This window comes from Cellulomonas sp. P5_C6, from assembly GCF_054049635.1.
In genome coordinates this window covers 1-17,785 of the sequence record NZ_JBFULZ010000076.1, presented here as the reverse complement: position 1 = coordinate 17,785, position 17,785 = coordinate 1, and the positions used below count along the sequence as shown (strand labels likewise).

The 17,785-nt window shown below is 73.5% G+C and carries 18 protein-coding genes and 1 pseudogene; 8 read left to right on the top strand and 11 right to left on the bottom strand.

The features are described 5' to 3' along the window. The coding region (locus ACXJKG_RS10765) for a hypothetical protein (protein WP_456845754.1) at positions 1 to 255 on the top strand (255 nt) is incomplete at its 5' end. An 83-nt stretch (positions 256 to 338) separates the two neighbouring features. On the opposite strand, the gene ACXJKG_RS10760 is transcribed toward ACXJKG_RS10765, so the two are convergent. The 6 genes from ACXJKG_RS10760 to ACXJKG_RS10735 all read right to left on the bottom strand — a co-directional run bounded on the left by ACXJKG_RS10760 (position 339) and on the right by ACXJKG_RS10735 (position 7,546). Continuing rightward, entirely contained in the window at positions 339 to 1,175 is an 837-nt protein-coding gene (locus ACXJKG_RS10760; protein WP_456845753.1) for an alpha/beta fold hydrolase, read from the bottom strand. A 44-nt stretch (positions 1,176 to 1,219) separates the two neighbouring features. After that, positions 1,220 to 2,035 (bottom strand): alpha/beta fold hydrolase, encoded by an 816-nt coding sequence (locus ACXJKG_RS10755; protein WP_456845752.1) that lies wholly within the window; start codon positions 2,033 to 2,035, stop codon positions 1,220 to 1,222. 28 nt (positions 2,036 to 2,063) lie between these two features. Next, positions 2,064 to 2,846: an SDR family NAD(P)-dependent oxidoreductase gene (locus ACXJKG_RS10750; RefSeq protein ID WP_456845751.1), complete on the bottom strand. Its 783-nt coding sequence runs from the start codon at positions 2,844 to 2,846 to the stop codon at positions 2,064 to 2,066. A 53-nt stretch (positions 2,847 to 2,899) separates the two neighbouring features. Further along, a complete protein-coding gene (locus ACXJKG_RS10745) occupies positions 2,900 to 5,638 on the bottom strand; it encodes an ATP-binding protein (RefSeq protein WP_456845750.1) in 2,739 nt (912 codons plus the stop codon). A gap of 130 nt (positions 5,639 to 5,768) precedes the next feature. Continuing rightward, positions 5,769 to 6,020: a hypothetical protein gene (locus ACXJKG_RS10740; RefSeq protein WP_456845749.1), complete on the bottom strand. Its 252-nt coding sequence runs from the start codon at positions 6,018 to 6,020 to the stop codon at positions 5,769 to 5,771. Then, entirely contained in the window at positions 6,017 to 7,546 is a 1,530-nt protein-coding gene (locus ACXJKG_RS10735) for an MFS transporter (RefSeq protein ID WP_456845748.1), read from the bottom strand. The genes ACXJKG_RS10740 and ACXJKG_RS10735 overlap by 4 nt, the downstream gene beginning before the upstream one ends. Before the next feature lie 111 nt (positions 7,547 to 7,657). Here ACXJKG_RS10735 and ACXJKG_RS10730 point away from each other — a divergent pair, with 111 nt between their 5' ends. The 3 genes from ACXJKG_RS10730 to ACXJKG_RS10720 all read left to right on the top strand — a co-directional run bounded on the left by ACXJKG_RS10730 (position 7,658) and on the right by ACXJKG_RS10720 (position 9,091). Further along, positions 7,658 to 8,227, top strand: a complete 570-nt coding sequence (locus tag ACXJKG_RS10730) for a TetR/AcrR family transcriptional regulator (protein WP_456845747.1) — start codon at positions 7,658 to 7,660, stop codon at positions 8,225 to 8,227. A gap of 79 nt (positions 8,228 to 8,306) precedes the next feature. Next, a complete protein-coding gene (locus ACXJKG_RS10725) occupies positions 8,307 to 8,603 on the top strand; it encodes a YtxH domain-containing protein (protein ID WP_456845746.1) in 297 nt (98 codons plus the stop codon). Next, a complete protein-coding gene (locus tag ACXJKG_RS10720; RefSeq protein WP_456845745.1) occupies positions 8,600 to 9,091 on the top strand; it encodes a DUF427 domain-containing protein in 492 nt (163 codons plus the stop codon). The genes ACXJKG_RS10725 and ACXJKG_RS10720 overlap by 4 nt, the downstream gene beginning before the upstream one ends. On the opposite strand, the gene ACXJKG_RS10715 is transcribed toward ACXJKG_RS10720, so the two are convergent. Beyond that, positions 9,022 to 9,585 (bottom strand): gluconokinase, encoded by a 564-nt coding sequence (locus ACXJKG_RS10715; protein ID WP_456845744.1) that lies wholly within the window; start codon positions 9,583 to 9,585, stop codon positions 9,022 to 9,024. The two genes, ACXJKG_RS10720 and ACXJKG_RS10715, sit on opposite strands and share 70 nt — an antisense overlap. Before the next feature lie 198 nt (positions 9,586 to 9,783). On the opposite strand from ACXJKG_RS10715, the gene ACXJKG_RS10710 reads away from it, so the two are divergent. Next, positions 9,784 to 11,067 carry an MFS transporter gene (locus ACXJKG_RS10710; RefSeq protein ID WP_456845743.1) on the top strand — a complete coding sequence of 428 codons (1,284 nt, stop codon included), beginning with the start codon at positions 9,784 to 9,786 and terminating at the stop codon, positions 11,065 to 11,067. Positions 11,068 to 11,499: 432 nt separating this feature from the next. Here the strand turns inward: ACXJKG_RS10710 and ACXJKG_RS10705 are convergent, their stop codons facing one another. The 4 genes from ACXJKG_RS10705 to ACXJKG_RS10690 form a co-directional block, all read right to left on the bottom strand. Continuing rightward, positions 11,500 to 12,198 (bottom strand): SRPBCC family protein, encoded by a 699-nt coding sequence (locus tag ACXJKG_RS10705; RefSeq protein WP_456845742.1) that lies wholly within the window; start codon positions 12,196 to 12,198, stop codon positions 11,500 to 11,502. A 1-nt stretch (position 12,199) separates the two neighbouring features. Further along, positions 12,200 to 12,811, bottom strand: coding sequence for an ArsR/SmtB family transcription factor (locus ACXJKG_RS10700; protein WP_456845741.1), 612 nt, complete (start codon positions 12,809 to 12,811; stop codon positions 12,200 to 12,202). 130 nt (positions 12,812 to 12,941) lie between these two features. After that, positions 12,942 to 13,874: a phosphotransferase family protein gene (locus tag ACXJKG_RS10695; RefSeq protein WP_456845740.1), complete on the bottom strand. Its 933-nt coding sequence runs from the start codon at positions 13,872 to 13,874 to the stop codon at positions 12,942 to 12,944. Beyond that, positions 13,871 to 15,184, bottom strand: a complete 1,314-nt coding sequence (locus ACXJKG_RS10690; protein ID WP_456845739.1) for an MFS transporter — start codon at positions 15,182 to 15,184, stop codon at positions 13,871 to 13,873. The genes ACXJKG_RS10695 and ACXJKG_RS10690 overlap by 4 nt, the downstream gene beginning before the upstream one ends. 58 nt (positions 15,185 to 15,242) lie before the next feature. Between ACXJKG_RS10690 and ACXJKG_RS10685 the strand changes: the two genes are divergently transcribed. The 3 genes and pseudogenes from ACXJKG_RS10685 to ACXJKG_RS10675 all read left to right on the top strand — a co-directional run. Further along, positions 15,243 to 15,539 carry a GNAT family N-acetyltransferase gene (locus tag ACXJKG_RS10685; RefSeq protein WP_456845738.1) on the top strand — a complete coding sequence of 99 codons (297 nt, stop codon included), beginning with the start codon at positions 15,243 to 15,245 and terminating at the stop codon, positions 15,537 to 15,539. A gap of 282 nt (positions 15,540 to 15,821) precedes the next feature. Continuing rightward, positions 15,822 to 17,309: a glycosyltransferase family 2 protein gene (locus ACXJKG_RS10680; protein ID WP_456845737.1), complete on the top strand. Its 1,488-nt coding sequence runs from the start codon at positions 15,822 to 15,824 to the stop codon at positions 17,307 to 17,309. Next, positions 17,302 to 17,785, top strand: a pseudogene (locus ACXJKG_RS10675) (glycoside hydrolase family 26 protein); the annotation flags it as partial. The gene ACXJKG_RS10680 and the pseudogene ACXJKG_RS10675, both read left to right, overlap by 8 nt.

The window sequence follows — 17,785 nt, the reverse complement described above, 5'->3', positions numbered from 1 at the left end:
GCCACCGCGTGGGCCGAGGAGTTCACGCGGGAGATGGGCGCGCCGCGGCACGTCCGCGGCCTGACGCGCGGCATCGTCGACCTCGCGATCACGACCGTCTCCGCGTCGTCCGACGCGGACGACGCGCTCGTCGCGATGCTCACCGATGCCGTCCTCACGTGCCAGGACCTCGCGGCGGTCGCGGTCATCGGTCGCCCGACCGTGGTGACACCCGGCGCGAGCCCCGCGCCGTCGATGGCGAGCGCTCAGGGCTGACGCCTCTCGCACGACACGGGCGAGCGACGACCGTCGGCCTGGCGGGCGAGGGTCGTCGTCCGCCAGGCCGCCCCCCGATCGCCCTACGACACCGAGCCTGCCGCCGAGGACGCCGACACCCCGAAGCCCTTCCCCGCCAGCCAGTCGAGCACGACCTCGGCGACGTCGGGCCAGCCGGCGTCCATCGTCAGCGAGTGGCCCTTGCCCTCGAACTCGTGGTACTCGGTCGACGAGGCCGTGTTGTCGGCGTAGAGGTCGAACACCTGGCGCGTCACCTTGGCCGGGACGGTGTGGTCGACCGACCCCGAGGTGAGCAGCAGCGGGCCGCGGACGGCGGTGTGGGTGTCGACCTCGGCGGGGGAGTGGCGCGAGAAGTTGGCGGAGGCGTCCTCGAACAGCGGGCGGCCGGGGCCGGGGATCGTCCAGGMCTCCCACAGCGCGTCCGACTCCTCGTCGGTGAGCGCGTTGCCGAAGCTGTAGCGGAACTCCTTGGCGGTCAGGGCGACCGTGCGCTTCTTGTTGGCGGGGTTGCCGAGCACCGGCAGGCCGGACTTGAGCTGGGAGAACGGGAGGGCCTTGGCGCCCTTGATGGGGGCCGGGTCGATGGCGACGGCCGCGACGGCGAGGTCGTGGGCGAGCAGCTCCTGGGCGATCAGGCCGCCGAACGAGTGGCCGATCACGATCGGCTTGATGCCCTCCGCCTCGAAGATGCCGGCGTAGTGCTCGCAGATCGCGGTGATTCCGACGTCGTTCTGCGGCTCGGGGTGCTCTCGGGTCTCCGCGACCGTGGCGGCCTCGCCGGGCCAGCCCGGGGCGGTCGCCGTGAAGCCGCGGGTGGCGAGCAGGTCGATCCAGGGGGCCCAGGCGGAGGCGTGGACCCAGAGGCCGTGGATGAGGACGACGGGCGGGTTCTCGGACATGTCGGTGCTCCTTGAGGGTGGGGCGAGGTGAGGTGGACGAGGGATCAGCGGCCGGCGGCGCTGAGGATGACCTGGACGACGGCGTCGGGACGGCTGAGCATCGGGACGTGCGAGGTGCTCAGCTCGACGGTGCGGGAGCCGGCGCGGGCCGCCATCGCGCGCTCGGCCTCCGGGGGGATGGCGTGGTCCTTGGTCGCGACGACGTACCAGGACGGGATGGTCCGCCAGGCGGGGACGCCGGACGGGGTGCCCAGCGCGGAGGCGAGCAGCGGGCGCTGGCCGGCCGCCATCACCAGGGCCTGCGACGCGGGCAGGTCCGCCGCGAAGACGTCCCGGAAGTACGCGGGGTCGATGTAGGCGTCGACGTCACCGGGTGCGGCGCCCGCGGTCGGCCTGACCACGATGTGCTGGCCGAGCAGGGCGGTGCCGCCGCCCAGCGCGTTGGCGGCGCCGATGCTCTCGCCCTCGTCGAGCGCGTACGCGGCGACGTAGACGAGGGCCTGGATGTTCTCGTTGCCCGTGGCGGCGTTGGTGATGACGGCGCCGCCGTAGGAGTGGCCGACGAGCACGACCGGCCCCGTGATGGTCGCCAGGAACGAGCGCAGGTAGTCGGCGTCGGGGGCGATGCCGCGCAGCGGGTTGGCCGGGGCGTACACGGTGTAGCCCTTGTGCTGCAGCCGCTGCGTGACCTCCGACCAGCTCGACGCGTCCGCGAACGCTCCGTGCACGAGCACGATCGTCGGCCGGGGTGCGTCCGGGCGGTGCGCGCTCGCGCTGCTCATGGTGAACGCGGCGGCGAGGGCGAACAGCAGGGTCGCGGCGAGCGTGCGCACAGCGGCGCGGGTGGTCCGTGCGGGCATGGTGGTCTCCTCGGTGGGTGAGAGCCGGTCACAGGGTGGTGACGAGCCCGCCGTCGATGCGGATGTCGATGCCGGTGGCGTTCCAGGCGCGGGACCCGGCGAGCAGGACGACGAGGTCGGCGACCTCGTCGGGACGCGTGAACCGGCCGGTCGCGGAGTCGGCGGCCGCGCCGGCGGCGACCTCCGAGGCGCTCCGACCGGTGCGGGCGGCGATCGTCTCGGCGACCCCGCCGCCGCCCAGCCACAGGTCGGTGGCGACCGGGCCGGGGCTGATCGTGTTGACGCGGACCCCCTGAGGGCCGACCTCGCGGGACAGCGACTTGCTGAAGTTCGTCAGCGCCGCCTTCGCCGCGCTGTAGTCGATGACGGCCGGGTCGGGCAGCGCGGCGTTGACCGAGCTGATCGTCACGACGGACGACGGCGCGCTCGCCAGCAGGTGCGGCAGGGCGGCTCGGGTGGCCCGGACCGCGGGCATGAGGTTCGTCGCGAGCGCCCAGAGCCAGTCCTCGTCGGTCACCGCGGCGAAGCCGTCGAGGCGGGGGCGCACGCCGCCGATGTTGTTGACCAGCACGTCGAGCCGCCCGTGCGCGGCGACCGCGGCCTCGATCAGCAGGCCGGGGCCGTCGGCGGTCGCCAGGTCGCCGGTGACGACCTGCACCGAGCCGCCGACCGACTCCAGCTCGGCGTTCGACGACCGCACCCCGGCGACGACCACGGCGCCCTCGGCGGCCAGCGCGCGGACGATCGCGAGACCGATACCCCGGCTCGCACCGGTGACGACGACGACCTTGCCTGCCAGCTCCTGATCCATGCCTCCCACCGGACCACGGCGCCCGGTATGTCCGCACCCGGGAAAGACCCCAGTCAGCCCCCCAGGAGGCCGCGCAGCGCGCGGCGTGAGGTCGCCCCCGTCTTGCGCAGGATCTTCGTCATGTGGAACTCGACCGTCGACGACGTCACGAACAGGCTCGACGCGATCTCGGAGTTGGTCAGCCCCTGGGCCGCGAGGGCGGCGATGCGGGCCTCCTGGGGCGTGAGCGTCGCGTCACCCGGCTCGCGGACCGAGGCGGCGGCCCGTTCCCCGGTGGCCAGCAACGCCGAGCGGGCGCGCTCGGCGAAGGCGTCGGCGCCCATCCCCGCGAACATCTCGTGCGCCCGGCGCAGCTGCACGCGGGCGTCCACCCGTCGCCCCGAGCGCCGCAGCCACTCCCCGTAGAGCAGGTGGCAGCGGGCGACGTCGGTGGCGACGTTCGTCGGCTGCAGGAGCGCCAGCGCGGTGGTGAACAGGTCCTCGGCCTGGTCGTCGTCGGCGAGCAAGGCCCGCGACCGAGCCAGCAGGCCCGCCGCCACCGGCGTCGAGACTGCACCTGCCCGGTCCGTCAGCCGGTCCAGGGCGCGCCGGGCCCCCGTGTCGTCGCCCGCACGCGCCGCGGCCTCGACCAGGTCGGGCAGCGACGTGGTCGAGAAGCCGGGGGTGTCGTCGTCGAAGATCTCCGTGAGCAGGTCGCGCGCGCCCGCGTAGTCCTGCTGACCGAGCGCCAGGATCGCCAGGCAGTGGGCGCCGAACGACGTCCAGAGCCCGAGGCTCTGCTGGCCGCGCATGACGGCGGCCAGCTCGCGCGTCTGCGCGGCGCGGCCCTGCCACGCGTACAGGAGGACCCACGGGACCTCGCTCCGCAGGCCGTACGCCGCGCTGAGCTCCTGGGCCTCGGCGTACAGGACCGTCGCCTCGGCGAACCGCCCCTCGCGCACCAGCCCGGCGGCGCCGGACGAGAGGGTGATCGAGAGGTCGACCAGCGCGCCCTCCCGGCGCAGGCGGTGCTCGAGCCGCCCGAACAGCTCCCGCCGGGCCCCCTCGTCCCACAGCTCGTCGCAGGCCATCATCGCGAGCAGCACCGCGCCGACCGCGTTCCGTCCGAGGTGACCGGCGTCGAGGGTCAGCGCGTCGAGGGCCGCGCGCATCGGGCGGACCGCCGCCTCGTACCCCGAGCCGATCCGGACGGCGAACGCGTCGAACAGCTGGTCGAGGGCCTCGAACGCGGGGCGCCGGCCGGCGGTGGAGAGCGTGGCGGCGGCGATCGCGCGGTGGGTCGTGCCGCTCAGGTAGCGACCAGCCAGGACGGCGGACAGCAACGCCTCGCACAGGCAGTTGCGGATGAAGTCGGTGTCGCCCGGTGCCGCGTCCGCGACGGCCTGCATCAGCGCCGCGGTGGCGTGGGCGGGGCTGGCCCGCGCGATGGCGATCTCGGCCTCGACCAGCAGCCCCCGGGCCCGCTGCGGACCCGTCGACGACGGGATGCTCTGCCCGACCAGGACGCCGGCGAGCTCGAGGTCCCCGGACAGGACGTACGCGTCGGCCGCGTCCAGCGTGCGGCGCAGCGCGATCGACGGGTCCGTCGTGAGCTCGGCGGAGCGCCGCAGGTACGTCGCCTGCGCGGCGTACCCGCCACGCAGGCGGGCTCGTTCGGCGGAGAGCTCCAGCTCGGCCGCGACCGCGTCGTCGGGGGCACCCGCGGCCTGGGCCAGGTGCCACGCCCGTCGGTCGGGATCGGTCGGGCCGGTCGCCTCGGCGAGGGCGGCATGGGCCGCCCTGCGGGCGTGCGGCGCCGCGGCGCCGTAGATCGCCGAGCGCACCAGCGGGTGGCTGAACCGCACCTCGTCCCGGACCGAGCAGATCTGCGCCTCTGTGGCCGGGTCCGCGTCCTGCGGGGCGAGGCCCAGCAGGTGCGCCGCGCGCCAGACGGTCTGCGGGTCGTCGGCCGAGCCGCACGCCGCGACGAGGACGAACTCCTGCGTGGCGGCGGGGAGGGACTCGACGGCGCGCAGGAAGTAGTCCTGGATGCCGCTGGTCAGCGGCAACGGGTCGGGCAGCGCCGCGGTGCCCGCGCGCTGCGGCGCGCTCAGCGACTGCGCCATGGCGAGGACGGCGAGCGGGTTGCCGCTGCTGTGCTCGACGATGCTGTCCACGACGGACGGGTGCAGCCGTCCGGTCACCCGCTCGGCGAGCAGGCTGGTCGCGGCCGCAGCCGTCAGGCCGGCGAGCTCCATGCGGTCCAGGCCGTCCACCGCCGCCAGGACGGCCGGCTCGTCGCGCGTCGCGAGCACCAGCGCGACCCGCTCCCGCTCCAGCCGCCGCGCGACGAACGCCAGCGCGTCGAGCGACTCGCGGTCCAGCCAGTGCGCGTCGTCGACGAGACAGAGCACCGGGGCGGAGCGGGCCGCCGTGCCCAGCAGCGTCAGGGTCGCGAGCCCGACCAGGAAGCGGCTCGGTGCAGGGCCGGCCGTCTCACCGAACGTGACCTGCAGGGCCGACCGCTGCGGTGCCGGGAGGCGCGCGACCTCGTCGGCGAGCGGGCGAAGGATCCGGTGCAGCGCCGCGTAGCTCAGCTGTCGTTCGGGTTCGGACCCGGAGAACCGCAGCGCAAGGGCGTCCGGCGCCGCGTCGACCATGTCCTGCAGGAGTCGGCTCTTGCCGATCCCCGCCTCACCGACGACGACGACCGACCGGCCGACGCCCGCCGACGCGTCCGCGACCAGCGAGCGCAGGGCAGCCGTCTCCGACTCACGGCCGACCATGACGCCCGCCCCCGGTCCCTCAGCCATCGGTACGCCCTCGCTCTCGGCGACGCGTCACCGCGGCGGTCGACCGGACGGTTGCCCCGTACAGCCGTGAACGTACCGTGCCGAGCCGACGAGCGGAGGCCGGATGGGGCGAGGAGATCGCGGCGTCTTCCTACGGCAGGGCGGGCGCCATCCGCTCGGCCCGGGAGACCGCGTCGGGCACGGTCAGCCTGACCACCGCGCCGCTGCTCTTGTCGACCAGGCGCGGTCCGTTGGCGACCGGTCCCTCGGCCCGCCCGCCACTGGTGTCGAGCACGACCAGGAGGAACGACTCCGCATCCTCCCGCGCGCGTCGTCGGTCGACCCGCAGGAACGCGGAGTCCAGCGTCGCCTCGACGGCCGCGACCGCCTCGTCCAGGGTCATCCCGCGATTCTCGCCGAGGCGCCCTCGATCGGGGCAGCCGGCGAGGCCGCGAGTCGGGGCAGGGCCAGCGCCGCGACGAGGGCGATCGCGGCGAGCGCCGCCGCGACCCAGAACAGTGCCGACGACCCCGTCGCGACCGCGGTCCGCGCCGCCGACTGCGCGGCGGTGGGCAGCGCCGCGAGACTCTCGGGCGTCAGCGACGCGGCGTCGACGGCCGCCGGCATCGCGGACGCGACCGTGCTGGAGAACAGCGCCCCCAGCGCACCGGTGCCCACGGCCGCGCCGATCATCCGCATGAAGCCCGCCGCGCCGGTGGCGGCCCCGACCTCGCCGCGGCTGACCGAGTTCTGGACCAGCACCAGCGGCGTCTGGAACAGCAGCCCCAGTCCGAACCCGGCCAGCACCATGTACGCGGCCGTGAGCAGGCCCGACGTGTCGACGGTCATGGTCGCCAGCAGGGCGGTCGCGGCGACGAGCAGCGAGGTGCCGACGACCATGACGGGCCGGAAGCGCGCGGGCGACGACGTGAACCGACCGGTGAGCACGCCGACGACGATCGCGGGCAGCAGCAGCGGGAGCAGCAGCAGGCCGCTGTTGCTCGCCGAGTGGCCCTGCACCAGCTGCAGGAAGACCGGGAGATAGTTCATCGCCGTCGTCAGCACGGCGCCCATGCCCAGCGCCAGCACCACGAACGACAGCACGACGGACCGGGTGCGGAACAGGTCCAGCGGGAGGACGGGGTGCTCCGCCCGGCGCTCGACCACGACGATCGCCGCGATCGCGGCCGCCGCGACCAGGAGTGCGCCAACCACCTGCCACGAGCCCCAGCCGTACCGGTGACCGCCCCAGGTCGCGGCGAGCACGAGGCCCGAGCTGGCCACGGACACGGCGGCCAGGCCCGCGACGTCGACGCGGCCGCCGCGGGGCCGCACCGGCAGGCGGACGAACGCGAGCACGCCGGCGATCGAGGTGAGCACGAGCGGCACGTTCAGCAGGAAGATCCAGCGCCAGCCGAGGTGCTCGGTGATGACGCCGCCCACCCACGGGCCGACGATCATCGACACCGGCGCGATCGCACCGAGGATCCCCTGGTAGCGCGCGCGGCGGTCGGGCGGCGCGACGTCGGCGATCACCCCGAGCAGGCTGGTGAGCGTCATGCCGGCGCCGAGGCCCTGGAGCGTCCGGGCGCCGACCAGGGCACCCATGGTCGGCGCGAGCCCGGTGAGGACCGACCCGACGCCGAAGGCGACGAGGGCCGTCAGGAGCAGGCGCCGCCGGCCGAACATGTCCCCGAGCCGACCGGCGACGATCGTGCCGATCGCCATCGCGAGGAGGTAGCTGGTGGTGATCCAGGCGAGGTCCTCGAAGCCACCGAGGTCGCCGGCGATCGTCGGCAGGGCTGTCGCGGCGACGAGGGCGTCGAGCTGCAGCGGGACGAGCGCCAGCACCAGGCTGACCATGATGAGGCCGAGCCGCCGCGGGCTCAGGCCGCTCTCCGGGGGGCTCGCAAGCGTGTCGGTGGTCATGGTCATCTCACTTACTTGTCGACCGGCTAGTATCGGGTTCGAGGGTAGTCCCGGTTACTTGCCGGCCGTCAAGTAGGCTTTCTGAGAGCTGTCACAGGATGAGGAGCACCGATGCCCCGGGACGGGAGCGCCACGCGCGAGCAGATCGTGGCGGTGGCCATGCGCAGGTTCGTCGAGAACGGGTACGACAAGACGTCGCTGCGCGAGATCGCCGACGAGGTCGGCGTGACCAAGGCCGCGCTGTACTACCACTTCCGCACGAAGGACGACATCGTCGGCAGCGCGATGTCGGGCTATGCCGAGCGCTTCCAGGAGCTGGCGCAGTGGGCGCAGGCGGAACCGCCAGGACGCGCGCGCGACGAGCAGCTGGTCGACCGGCTGCTGGCACTGCTGGACTCGGACGGCGGGATCATCCTGCGGTTCGGGCAGACCAACCCGACCGTGGTGGAGCGCAGCGAGTTCGGTGCCATGCAGATCGGGGTGCTCCGCACCCTCGTGGCCGCCATCGCCGGCCAGGACCCCACCCCGGAGGCCACCCTGCGGGCGACGCTGCTGTTCGCGGCGCTCATGCTCGGGACGGTCGGCGCCGAGGCGCCGCTGCCCATCGCGGGCGACCACGCGGACCAAGTGGCCGCCGCCCGCGCGATCGCGCTCGACCTGCTGGCGCCGCTGTCGAGGTGAGCGCCGAACGGTCTGCCGCGCGACAACGCCCATCGGTGCCTAGGCTCTAAGACTCGGACGAGCGACGGAAGGACCGCGCATGAAGAAGGTCGTGTTTCTCGCCGGCGTCGGCACCGCGTACCTGATCGGTACGCCGTCAGGTCGTCGGCAGCTGGAGAAGTTCAAGGTCTGGGCCAACGACGTCTGGCACGACCCCCGCGTGCAGGAGTACGTGCAGGAGTACGAGGGCAAGGCGACCGAGTTCGCGAAGCAGCAGGGTGCCGCACTCTGGGAGAAGGCCGTCGACACCGCGTCGGGCGTGATGTCGGGGTCGACCACCAAGTACGACGACGTCGTCGGCGAGCCCTACGACGAGCCGAGCCCGGGACGGCCGTGACCCCCACGCCGCTCCCGGTCGCCCCCGGCCAGGAGTCGGTCTGGGACTACCCGCGGCCGCCGCGCGTCGAGCCGACCGCCGAGCTGGTCGTCGTCACGCTCGACGGGCTGCCGGTGGCCTCGACCACCGACGCCGTCCGGGTGCTCGAGACCAGCCACCCGCCGGTCTACTACCTGCCGTTCGACGCCTTCGAGCCGGGCGTGCTCGAGCCGGCGGTCGGTTCCTCGGTCTGCGAGTACAAGGGCGTCGCCGGCTACCTGTCCGTGCGGGCCGGCGGCAGGCTGCTCTCCCGGGTCGGGTGGACCTACCCGTCGCCGCTGCCCGGGTACGAGGCGCTGGTCGACCGGGTCGCGCTGTACGCCGACGACCTGACCTGCACGGTCGACGGCGAGCAGGTGCAGCCGCAGGCCGGCGGGTTCTACGGGGGCTGGATCACGTCCCGCGTCGTCGGGCCGTTCAAGGGGTCGCCGGGCTCTCGCGGCTGGTGAGCCAGCAGGCGCAGCGCCTCGTCGGCGGTCTCGTCCGGGGTGCCGACGACCGGGACGTCGACCCCGTCCTCGTCGGGCCCCAGCGGCTCGAGGGTGGCCAGCTGCGACGCGAGGAGGGTCGCCGGCATGAAGTGGCCCGTGCGCGTGGCCAGCCGCCGCGCGAGCTCGTCGGCCGGGACCACCAGGTGCACGAACCGCACGCCTCCCTCCGCCGTCCGCAGGATGTCGCGGTACGAGCGGCGCAGGGCCGAGCAGGTCACCACCGCCGGACCGCCCGCCTCGGTCATCGCGTCGCGGACGGCCTGCAACCACGGGAGCCGGTCGGCGTCGGTCAGCGCCCGACCCGCCCGCATGGCCTCGACGTTCGCCGCCGGGTGGAGGTCGTCGCCCTCGATCATCGGCCGGCCCAGCCGCTGGGCCAGGAGCGCGGCCGTCGTGGACTTCCCGGTGCCGGACACCCCCATGACGACGAGGTGCTCGGGCGGGGCGCTCACACACCCAGCCTCGCACGTTCGACCGTCGGGCCGGTGCGGCTCCGGTGCGCCGCCCCGGCCGGCCTGGCCGCCCTGCACGAGAACGTCACTTCGCCGCGAGAACGGCAGTTCATCGTGACGTTCTCGCGACGATGTGACGTTCTCGGCCGCGTGTGGACGTGGCGGAAAGCGCGCGTCCCGGGCAACTAAACTCGCCCGATGCCCTCGTTCGTCGTCGACACCACGCCCCTGCGCGCCAGCCCGGCGTTCCGGCGGCTGTGGTGGGGGCTGTCGATCTCCAACCTCGGCGCGCAGCTGACCGTCGTCGCCGTGGGGCTGCAGGTGTACGCGCTCACGGGGTCGACCGCGTCGGTCGGCATCCTCGGGCTCTGCGCCCTGGTCCCCCTCGTCTTCTTCGGGCTGTACGGCGGCGCGATCTCCGACCACTACGACCGCCGCACGGTCGCGCTGATCGCGTCGCTCGTGGCGTGGGGCGCCACCATCGGGCTGGCCGTGCAGGCGTGGTTGGGCAACACCGAGGTGTGGGTGCTGTTCGCGCTGGTGGCGGTGCAGTCGGGCGCGTTCGCGGTGAACTCGCCGGCGCGGTCGGCGATCATCCCGCGACTGCTCGACCCCCAGCTGATGGCCGCCGCGAACGCCCTGCAGACGCTCGGGTTCAGCGTCGCGTTCACCGTCGGGCCGCTGCTGGGTGCCGCGCTCGTCGCCGCCTTCGACTACGGCGTGGCCTACACCCTCGACGCGCTCCTGTTCACGGCCGCGCTCGCCGCGGTGTTCCGGCTGCCCCCGCAGCCGCCGGAGCACTCCGAGAACCGGCGGGAGCGTGCCGGGCTCGCCTCGGTGGTCGACGGCTTCCGGTACCTGGGCACGCAGCGCAACGTGCGCATGACGTTCGCGGTCGACCTGGTCGCCATGATCACGTCGTCGCCACGCGTGCTGTTCCCGGCGGTCGGGCTCGTCTATCTCGGCGGTGGCGCCACCACCACCGGGGTCATGGCGGCGTCGGCGGCCGTCGGGGTCGGCCTCGCCGGGCTGTTCTCCGGAGGCCTGACCCGCATCCGTTGGCAGGGCCGGATCATCGCCGTCGCGATCACGGTCTGGGGGCTGGCCGTCGCCGGGTTCGGGCTCGTGCTGGTGCTCGCCGGGCAGTCGCACCCGGACCAGGTCCTGTGGCTCGCCCTCGCGATCGCGGTGCTGATGCTCGTCGTAGCCGGCGCGGCGGACGCGATCAGCTCGGTGTTCCGGCAGACCATCCTGCAGACCGCGACCCCCGACGACATGCGCGGCCGGCTGCAGGGCGTGTTCATCGTCGTCGTCGCGGGCGGACCCCGGCTGGGGGAGGCGCTGCTGGGCGGCGCGGCGTCGAAGGTCGGCGAGGGCTGGGCGGCCGTCGTCGGCGGCTGCCTGTGCGTGGTGCTCCTGTGGGTGCTGGTCCGGGCGCAGCGCTCGTTCTGGGACTACGACTCCCGCCACCCGGTGCCCTGACCCGACCGCCCGGGCATGTCGAGCGCGGTCCCCGGCCACCGAGCGCGACCCCTGGTCGCCGAGCGCGGTCGCCTGCGGACCGCCGTCGGCGACGGACCACGGCGGTCGCCGACGAGAGGCCGCGCTCGACGACAGGCGGCCGCGCTCGCTCCAGCGCGGCCTTCGGTCACCGAGCGCGACTCCTGGTCGTCGAGCGCGGTCGTCTGCGGACCGCCGTCGGCGACGGGCCACGGCGGTCGCCGACGAGAGGCCGCGCTCGACGACAGGCGACCGCGCTCGCTCCAGCGCGGCCTTCGGCCACCGAGCGCGACCCCTGGTCGCCGAGCGCGGTCGCCTGCGGACCGCCGTCGGCGACGGACCACCGCGCTCGACGACGAACCACCGCGCTCGCCGGCCCGGCCGGCTGTCGGCGTCGACGAGAGGTTGCGCTCGTCAGGCGTAGACCTTCTCCAGCCAGCCGTCCCACGCCGCGGTCGTCGCGGCGCCGTCGGCACCCGGCGCGAAGTCGTGCACCGCGACGCCCACCGGAGCGCCCCAGGCGTTGCGGCCGAAGAAGCGGATCAGCGCCGACTCCGTCCGCAGGCCGAGGAAGTGCTCGGTGGCGTAGTCGACGACGACCTCCGTGGGGCCGCCCGGCAGGGCCGCGACGGTCGACGAGGAGCCCACGCCGAGCGCGTCGAGCAGCCGGGCGAACCCATCGGGGGCGTTCGACGCGGCCGGGGCGTCGGTCGACGAGTACGTGACCGGGCGGCGGCTGAAGTGCGCGATGTACTCGGCGAGCGTGTGCAGGTAGAAGTCGGTGTGCGCGCCGGCGCCGTCGTACTGGTTCTGCCAGTCGTCGACGAACACGCCCGAGTGCACGTAGCGCAGGTGCGTGCGCCCGTCCTCGAGCGGGGTCAGCACCTCCTCGACCTGGTTGAACCAGCCGTCCGCACCGTCCATGCGCCCGACGAGGTGGTGCGGCGGGTCCCACGCGGCGACGACGCCGCCGAATGCCGCCACGCCGCCGACGCGCGGCTCGTACTCCATCGGCCACAGCCAGCCGCCGTTGCCGTCGGTGATGGCGTCCCAGACCTCCTGGGCCGGGGCGTCGATGTCGTGCTCGCGGACGATCTCGAACTCGCGGGCCATGTCAGTTCTCCTTGTCGGTGGTGATCGTGGGGGGTGTCTTCAGGGCGGGGTGCAGGGCGACGACGAGCCGGTGCTCGCGGCCGTCTGGGGAGTCGGGGGAGTCGTACCGGTCGACCAGGTCGGCGAGCAGGCCGGACAGCTCGTCGGCGAACGCGGCGCGCGAGGCCGCCGTGGCGAACCGGACCTGACCGTCGACCGCGTAGGTGGCCAGCCGCTGCCCGGCCTGCTGGGCGCCGACCATGAGCGAGCCGACCTCGTGGACCAGCCGGGCGCCGAGCGCGAGCATCCACTGCGCCGAGAGCTGGTCGCGCAGGGCGTCGGGGTCGGGCGCAACGGCCGGCAGCGCGACGGGCGAGATGACGTACGCCGCGGCGGTCGCCTGCAGCACCCGCTCGGTCATGCTGCCCTTGCGGCGCTCCTCGACCAGCACGACCAGGCCGTGCTTCTCGAGGGTGCGCAAGTGGTAGTTGGTCTGCTGCCGGGACAGCCCGAGCGGGCCCGACAACGAGGTGGCCGACCCCGGGCTCGCCAGGGCGGCCAGGAGCCGTGCGCGGGTGGGATCGAGCGCCGCCTCGGCGACGGCGGGGTCCTCGATGACGGTGATGTCGAGCATGGATCAACCGKTCCACCGAAAACAAGTGATGTCAAGAAACGATCTGTTGTCGGTGATGCCAGAGCCGGCGAGAACGTCAGTTCGCCGCGAGAACGTTCTCGCGGCGACGTGACGTTCTCGAGGAGTCCCCTCAGGCGGCCAGGGCCGCCAGCGCCGCGTGCAGGTTCTTCGTCACGGCGGCGCGGTGCGGCTCCACGCAGTCACCCTCGAACCTGCGGGGTGTGATCTCGATCAGCATCACGAGGCAGAGCCGCATCCGGTAGAGCTCGAGGCGCGTGCGGGCGGACGGGCTGGTGACGTCGAGCCCAGGCCCGTACCCCTCCAGCAGCTCGGGCGTGCCGACGGCCCGGCTCATCGGGTCGACGCCGACGAGGTCCGCCAGCGGGTCGCCCCAGAACGCGCGCTCGGGGTCGATGATCCCGACCACCTCGCCCGACGTCGGGTCGACGAACACGTTGCCGGCCCAGAGGTCGGTGTGCACCAGCGACGGCCGCAGGACGTGGGCGAGCACGGCGGCGTGCCGGGCCATGGCCGCGCGGACCTCGAGCGCCGGCACGGGGACCGACCAGCGCGCGGCGTCGTCGAGAAGCTCCTCGATCATCGCTCCGAACGACGCCGCCCAGGTGGGCGCCTGCCGGCCGCAGGGGTACCCGAACGCCGGACCGGTGACGGCGTGCAGGGCGGCGAGCACGGCGCCGACGTCGCGCATGGTGCGGTGGTCGTCCTGGGGGAGGCCCGAGTCCAGCAGCGGCACGCCGGGCAGGTGGCTGACCACGAGCGCGTCGCTGGGCAGCAGGGTCCGCGAGAAGTCGGTGAGCAGCACCCGCGGCATGTGCAGGGCGGGCAGGTCGGCCGCCAGGCCGTAGACCAGGGCCTCGGCGCGCAGGAGGTCGTGCTCGTAGGCCAGCAGCTGGTCGGTGCCGACGGGGGCCGTCTTCACGACGACGCGGGCGCCGTCGGCCAGGGTCACGCGGTACGTCGTCGCGAACTGGCCGCCGGTGAGCAGCTCGGCCTCGGCCAGGGTGCCGAGCGGGGCGACGAGCGAGGTCAGGGCGTCGATCACGGCCCGAGGGTACCGACGGACCGGGCCGGCTCGACGGACTCCGCGATCTCGCACGCCGCGACGGCCGCACCGCCGGTCGCCGACGGGGAGCCGGGCTCCACCGAGTCGGGCACGTGCTCGGTGACGTCGCCCCGCAGGGTCCGGAACGCGGCGAGCGTCGCGACCACCGCGAACCCGGCCGCGACGACGACCACGAGGAACCCCGCGTGCGAGCCGTGCGCGTCGATCTGCGCGCCGGCGATGGACGACCCGACGGAGACCCCGACGCCCAGCGACGTGCCCACCCAGGTCAGGCCCTCGGTCAGCCGGGCGCGGGGGACCAGGTCCTGCACCAGCCCGTTGCCGTTGATGAGGGTGGGGGCGATGGCGAACCCGGCCACGAACATCACGGCCGCGAGCTGGGCGAGCGACTGCACGAGAAAGAAGAAGCAGACGCCGACCGCCAGCGCGACGACCCCGGTGGCGAACCGCAGGTGCAGCGGCCGCTTCCACTGCCGGGTGCCGTAGAGCAGGCCGGAGATGAGCGAGCCGAGGGCGAAGATCGCCAGGATGATGCCGGCGGAGCCCTTCGAGCCCGACTCGTCGGCGAAGGCCACGGTGGACACGTCGGTGGCGCCGAAGATCGAGCCCATGGCGACGAACACGATCGCCAGCACGACCATGCCCGGCTTGGCCAGCACGGAGCCGCGCGGGCGCGGGCTGCCGACGGGGGCGGCGGGGGGCTCGGTCCGGCCCAGCGACAGGAACCAGTAGCCGCCGACGAGCATGGCGACGAGCGGGACGATGAGCCCCGCCTCGGGGGCGACGCCGGTCGCCAGCAGGGTCGCCAGGACGGGGCCGACGATGAAGACCAGCTCGTCGAGCGCCGACTCCAGCGAGTAGGCGGTGTGCATCCGGTGGGCGTCGTCGCCGAGCACGCGCGCCCAGCGCGCCCGGACCAGCGACCCGAACGAGCCGATCGCGGCGCCGGTCACCACGGCCGCGAGGTAGAGCCAGGCCTCGGGGGCGGTGGTGAGCGCGGCGACGATCAGCCCGACCAGACCGACGGCGGCGATCGCGACGGCGGGCCGCATGACCCGCGACTGCCCGTGCCGGTCGACCAGGCGGGCCAGCTGCGGTGAGCAGAGCGCCTGCGCGACGACGTAGACCGCGGACACCCGGCCGGCCAGCCCGTACGAGCCGTAGAGCGTCGAGACCATGAGCACGATGCCGATGCCGACCATCGACATGGGCAGCCGGGCCAGCACGCCTGCACCGGAGAACGCCAGGGCACCGGGGCGCGACAGGACGTCTCGGTACGGCTGGAGCATGTGGCCAGTCTGTCACCAGGTCTACCGCCCGGCCTCGCGGTGCCCCACCATCGGAGGCATGACGGACGTGCAGGTCAGCGACGCTCCCGCGGAGCACAGGTTCGAGGCACGCTCCCCCGAGGGGGAGCTGCTGGGGTTCTCGGTGTACGACACGATCGGCCCGACGGTGGTGTTCACGCACACCGAGGTGGACCCGAAGTTCGAGGGTCAGGGCATCGCGTCGACGCTCGTGAAGGAGGCTCTGGACGCGGTCCGGGCGAGCGGTCGGGACGTCGTCGCGTTCTGCCCGTACGTGAAGGCGTGGATCGGCAGGCACCCCGAGTACCGGGACCTGCTGCACGCTCCCCGGGGCTGACACCGCCTGTCCAGGTAGCCGTTACATCCGTGACATCCGTTTACACAGAGTTTTCCTGAGCCCCTAGGTGATGTCGCCCCCAGCGTGCACAGTGGAATCACCACCCCGAAAGGTACTGGGGGGTAACGCAGCCGTCGTGCCGGGTCGACCGTTGACTCCGCGACCTTCGACGAGCAGGTAGACCCGGCCCACCGTGGCCGGCGCCCCTGCCGTCCTCGCTGCATCGTCAACGACGTCGGTCAGCCTTCCCGTGCCCGTACACGGCCACTTGGGGTACCTGACATGTTCGTCTTCGTCCTGCAGCTCCGGGAGATGTTCGCCGGACAGTCCGAGATCTATCTCTTCGCGTTCTTCTCCACGCTCGTCTGGGCGCTCTGGATCCTCAAGGTCGTCCTCTCGCGCCGCTATCGCCCTGTGACCGCCCCGTACGAGGTCTCCACCAGCGTCGTCATCCCGGTCGTCGACGAACCGCTCGACCTGTTCCGCTCGGTGCTCGCACGCATCGTCGCGCAGCACCCCGACGAGGTCATCGTCGTCATCAACGGCGCCGTCAACCCCGCGCTCGAGGAGGTCAGCGACGAGTTCGCGCCGCTGGTCCGGTGGGTGCACACGCCCATCCCCGGCAAGCGCAACGCGGTGATGATCGGCACCCGGATGTCCACGGGCGAGATCACCGTGCTCGTCGACTCCGACACGGTCTGGACCGACGGCACGCTGCCCGAGCTGGTCAAGCCGTTCGCGGACCCTGCCGTCGGCGGGGTCACCACCCGGCAGCGCATCCTCGACCCCGAGCGCTCCTGGATCACGCGGTGGGCGGACTGGCTGGAGAACACCCGGGCGCTCTACTCGATGCCCGCGCAGTCGGCGCTGGGCCAGGTCGGGTGCCTGCCGGGGCGCACCATCGCGTTCCGCCGCCGGATCCTCATGCAGGTCATGGACGCCTTCATGAACGAGAAGTTCCTCGGGGTGTTCCTCGAGGTCTCCGACGACCGGACGCTCACCAACCTCACGCTCAAGGCGGGCTACCGGACCGTCTACCAGTACTCGAGCCTCTGCTACACGGACGCCCCGCTCAAGGTGAAGAAGCTGGCCAAGCAGCAGCTCCGCTGGGCGCGCGGCAGCCAGTACAACACCCTGCGGATGCTCCCGTGGATGCTCGGTCACGCCCCGGTGCTGGCGGTCTTCTTCATCGCCGACATCCTGCTGCCGTTCCTGCTGCTGGGCACGATCCTCGGCTGGGTCTACCGGTCGATCTCGCACACGGGCACCAACCTGTACGAGGCGATCCTCGAGACCTACACGGGCCTGAGCGGCTGGTTCTGGGTGGTCGCGCTGATGATCGTCTCGTCCGTGCTGTCGATGGCCATCCGGCAGATCCGCCACCTGCACGAGAAGCCGTCCGACTTCCTGCGGCTGCCGGTGTTCATCATCGTCTCCACGTTCTTCCTCATGCCGATCCGGATCCTCGGCTTCGTGCGCATGGCGCACGCCAGCGGCTGGGGCACGCGGGCCGGCGCGTACGGCGGGGGACCCGAGAACGAGGACCTCATGGCCGAGCTCGAGTCCGCCGGCGACGGCGCGCCCGTCGACCTCGTGGACCGGGTGCCCGACGCCGACGGCCACGCCGTCCAGACCGAGGTCCGACGACGCCGCACCGCCGAGGAGACCCAGCAACCGACCCGGACCCGACGACGCCTGAACCCGCTCGCCGCGGTGCCCTACGGCATCGCGCTCGCCCTACTGGCTCTGGAGGCGCTCGCCTATGTCTGAGCACACCAAGAACCGCGTCCTGCACGCCTCGCCCCGCGCACGTCTGGCGGCCTTCGCGGTCGCCCTCGCCCTGCTCGCCGTGTCGGCCGTCGTCTGGCTGTCACCGTCGAAGGCGGAACCCACCGCCGGACCCACCAAGAGCGCCGAGCAGATCGCGCTCGAGAAGGAGAACGCCGAGCTCAAGTCCGCCTTGGCGGCCCGCACCGACGAGGTCGACACCCTGACCGCGTCGCAGCAGAAGGCCGCGGCCGAGCGCGCCGCCGGTGCGGCCAGCGGCAAGGCCAAGTCGACGGCCGAGAAGGAGGCCGCCGCGGCGAGCGGTCAGCAGAAGGCCGCCGCCGAGCGCGCCAGGGCGGCTGAGGCGGGCCGGCTCAACGCGGCGGCCGCGCGGTCGACCGCGATCGCCCGGGGGCAGGCCAAGGCGGCCGCCGAGAAGGCCGCGGCCGTCGCCAAGGGTCAGGCGGAGGCGGCGAACG

Coding starts and splice junctions, on each gene's coding strand:
- ACXJKG_RS10755 (WP_456845752.1), bottom strand. CDS start 2,035: ATGCCCGCACGGACCACCCGCGCCGCTGTGCGCACGCTCGCCGCGACC.
- ACXJKG_RS10750 (WP_456845751.1), bottom strand. CDS start 2,846: ATGGATCAGGAGCTGGCAGGCAAGGTCGTCGTCGTCACCGGTGCGAGC.
- ACXJKG_RS10745 (WP_456845750.1), bottom strand. CDS start 5,638: ATGGCTGAGGGACCGGGGGCGGGCGTCATGGTCGGCCGTGAGTCGGAG.
- ACXJKG_RS10740 (WP_456845749.1), bottom strand. CDS start 6,020: ATGACCCTGGACGAGGCGGTCGCGGCCGTCGAGGCGACGCTGGACTCC.
- ACXJKG_RS10735 (WP_456845748.1), bottom strand. CDS start 7,546: ATGACCACCGACACGCTTGCGAGCCCCCCGGAGAGCGGCCTGAGCCCG.
- ACXJKG_RS10730 (WP_456845747.1), top strand. CDS start 7,658: ATGCCCCGGGACGGGAGCGCCACGCGCGAGCAGATCGTGGCGGTGGCC.
- ACXJKG_RS10725 (WP_456845746.1), top strand. CDS start 8,307: ATGAAGAAGGTCGTGTTTCTCGCCGGCGTCGGCACCGCGTACCTGATC.
- ACXJKG_RS10710 (WP_456845743.1), top strand. CDS start 9,784: ATGCCCTCGTTCGTCGTCGACACCACGCCCCTGCGCGCCAGCCCGGCG.
- ACXJKG_RS10705 (WP_456845742.1), bottom strand. CDS start 12,198: ATGGCCCGCGAGTTCGAGATCGTCCGCGAGCACGACATCGACGCCCCG.
- ACXJKG_RS10700 (WP_456845741.1), bottom strand. CDS start 12,811: ATGCTCGACATCACCGTCATCGAGGACCCCGCCGTCGCCGAGGCGGCG.
- ACXJKG_RS10690 (WP_456845739.1), bottom strand. CDS start 15,184: ATGCTCCAGCCGTACCGAGACGTCCTGTCGCGCCCCGGTGCCCTGGCG.
- ACXJKG_RS10685 (WP_456845738.1), top strand. CDS start 15,243: ATGACGGACGTGCAGGTCAGCGACGCTCCCGCGGAGCACAGGTTCGAG.
- ACXJKG_RS10680 (WP_456845737.1), top strand. CDS start 15,822: ATGTTCGTCTTCGTCCTGCAGCTCCGGGAGATGTTCGCCGGACAGTCC.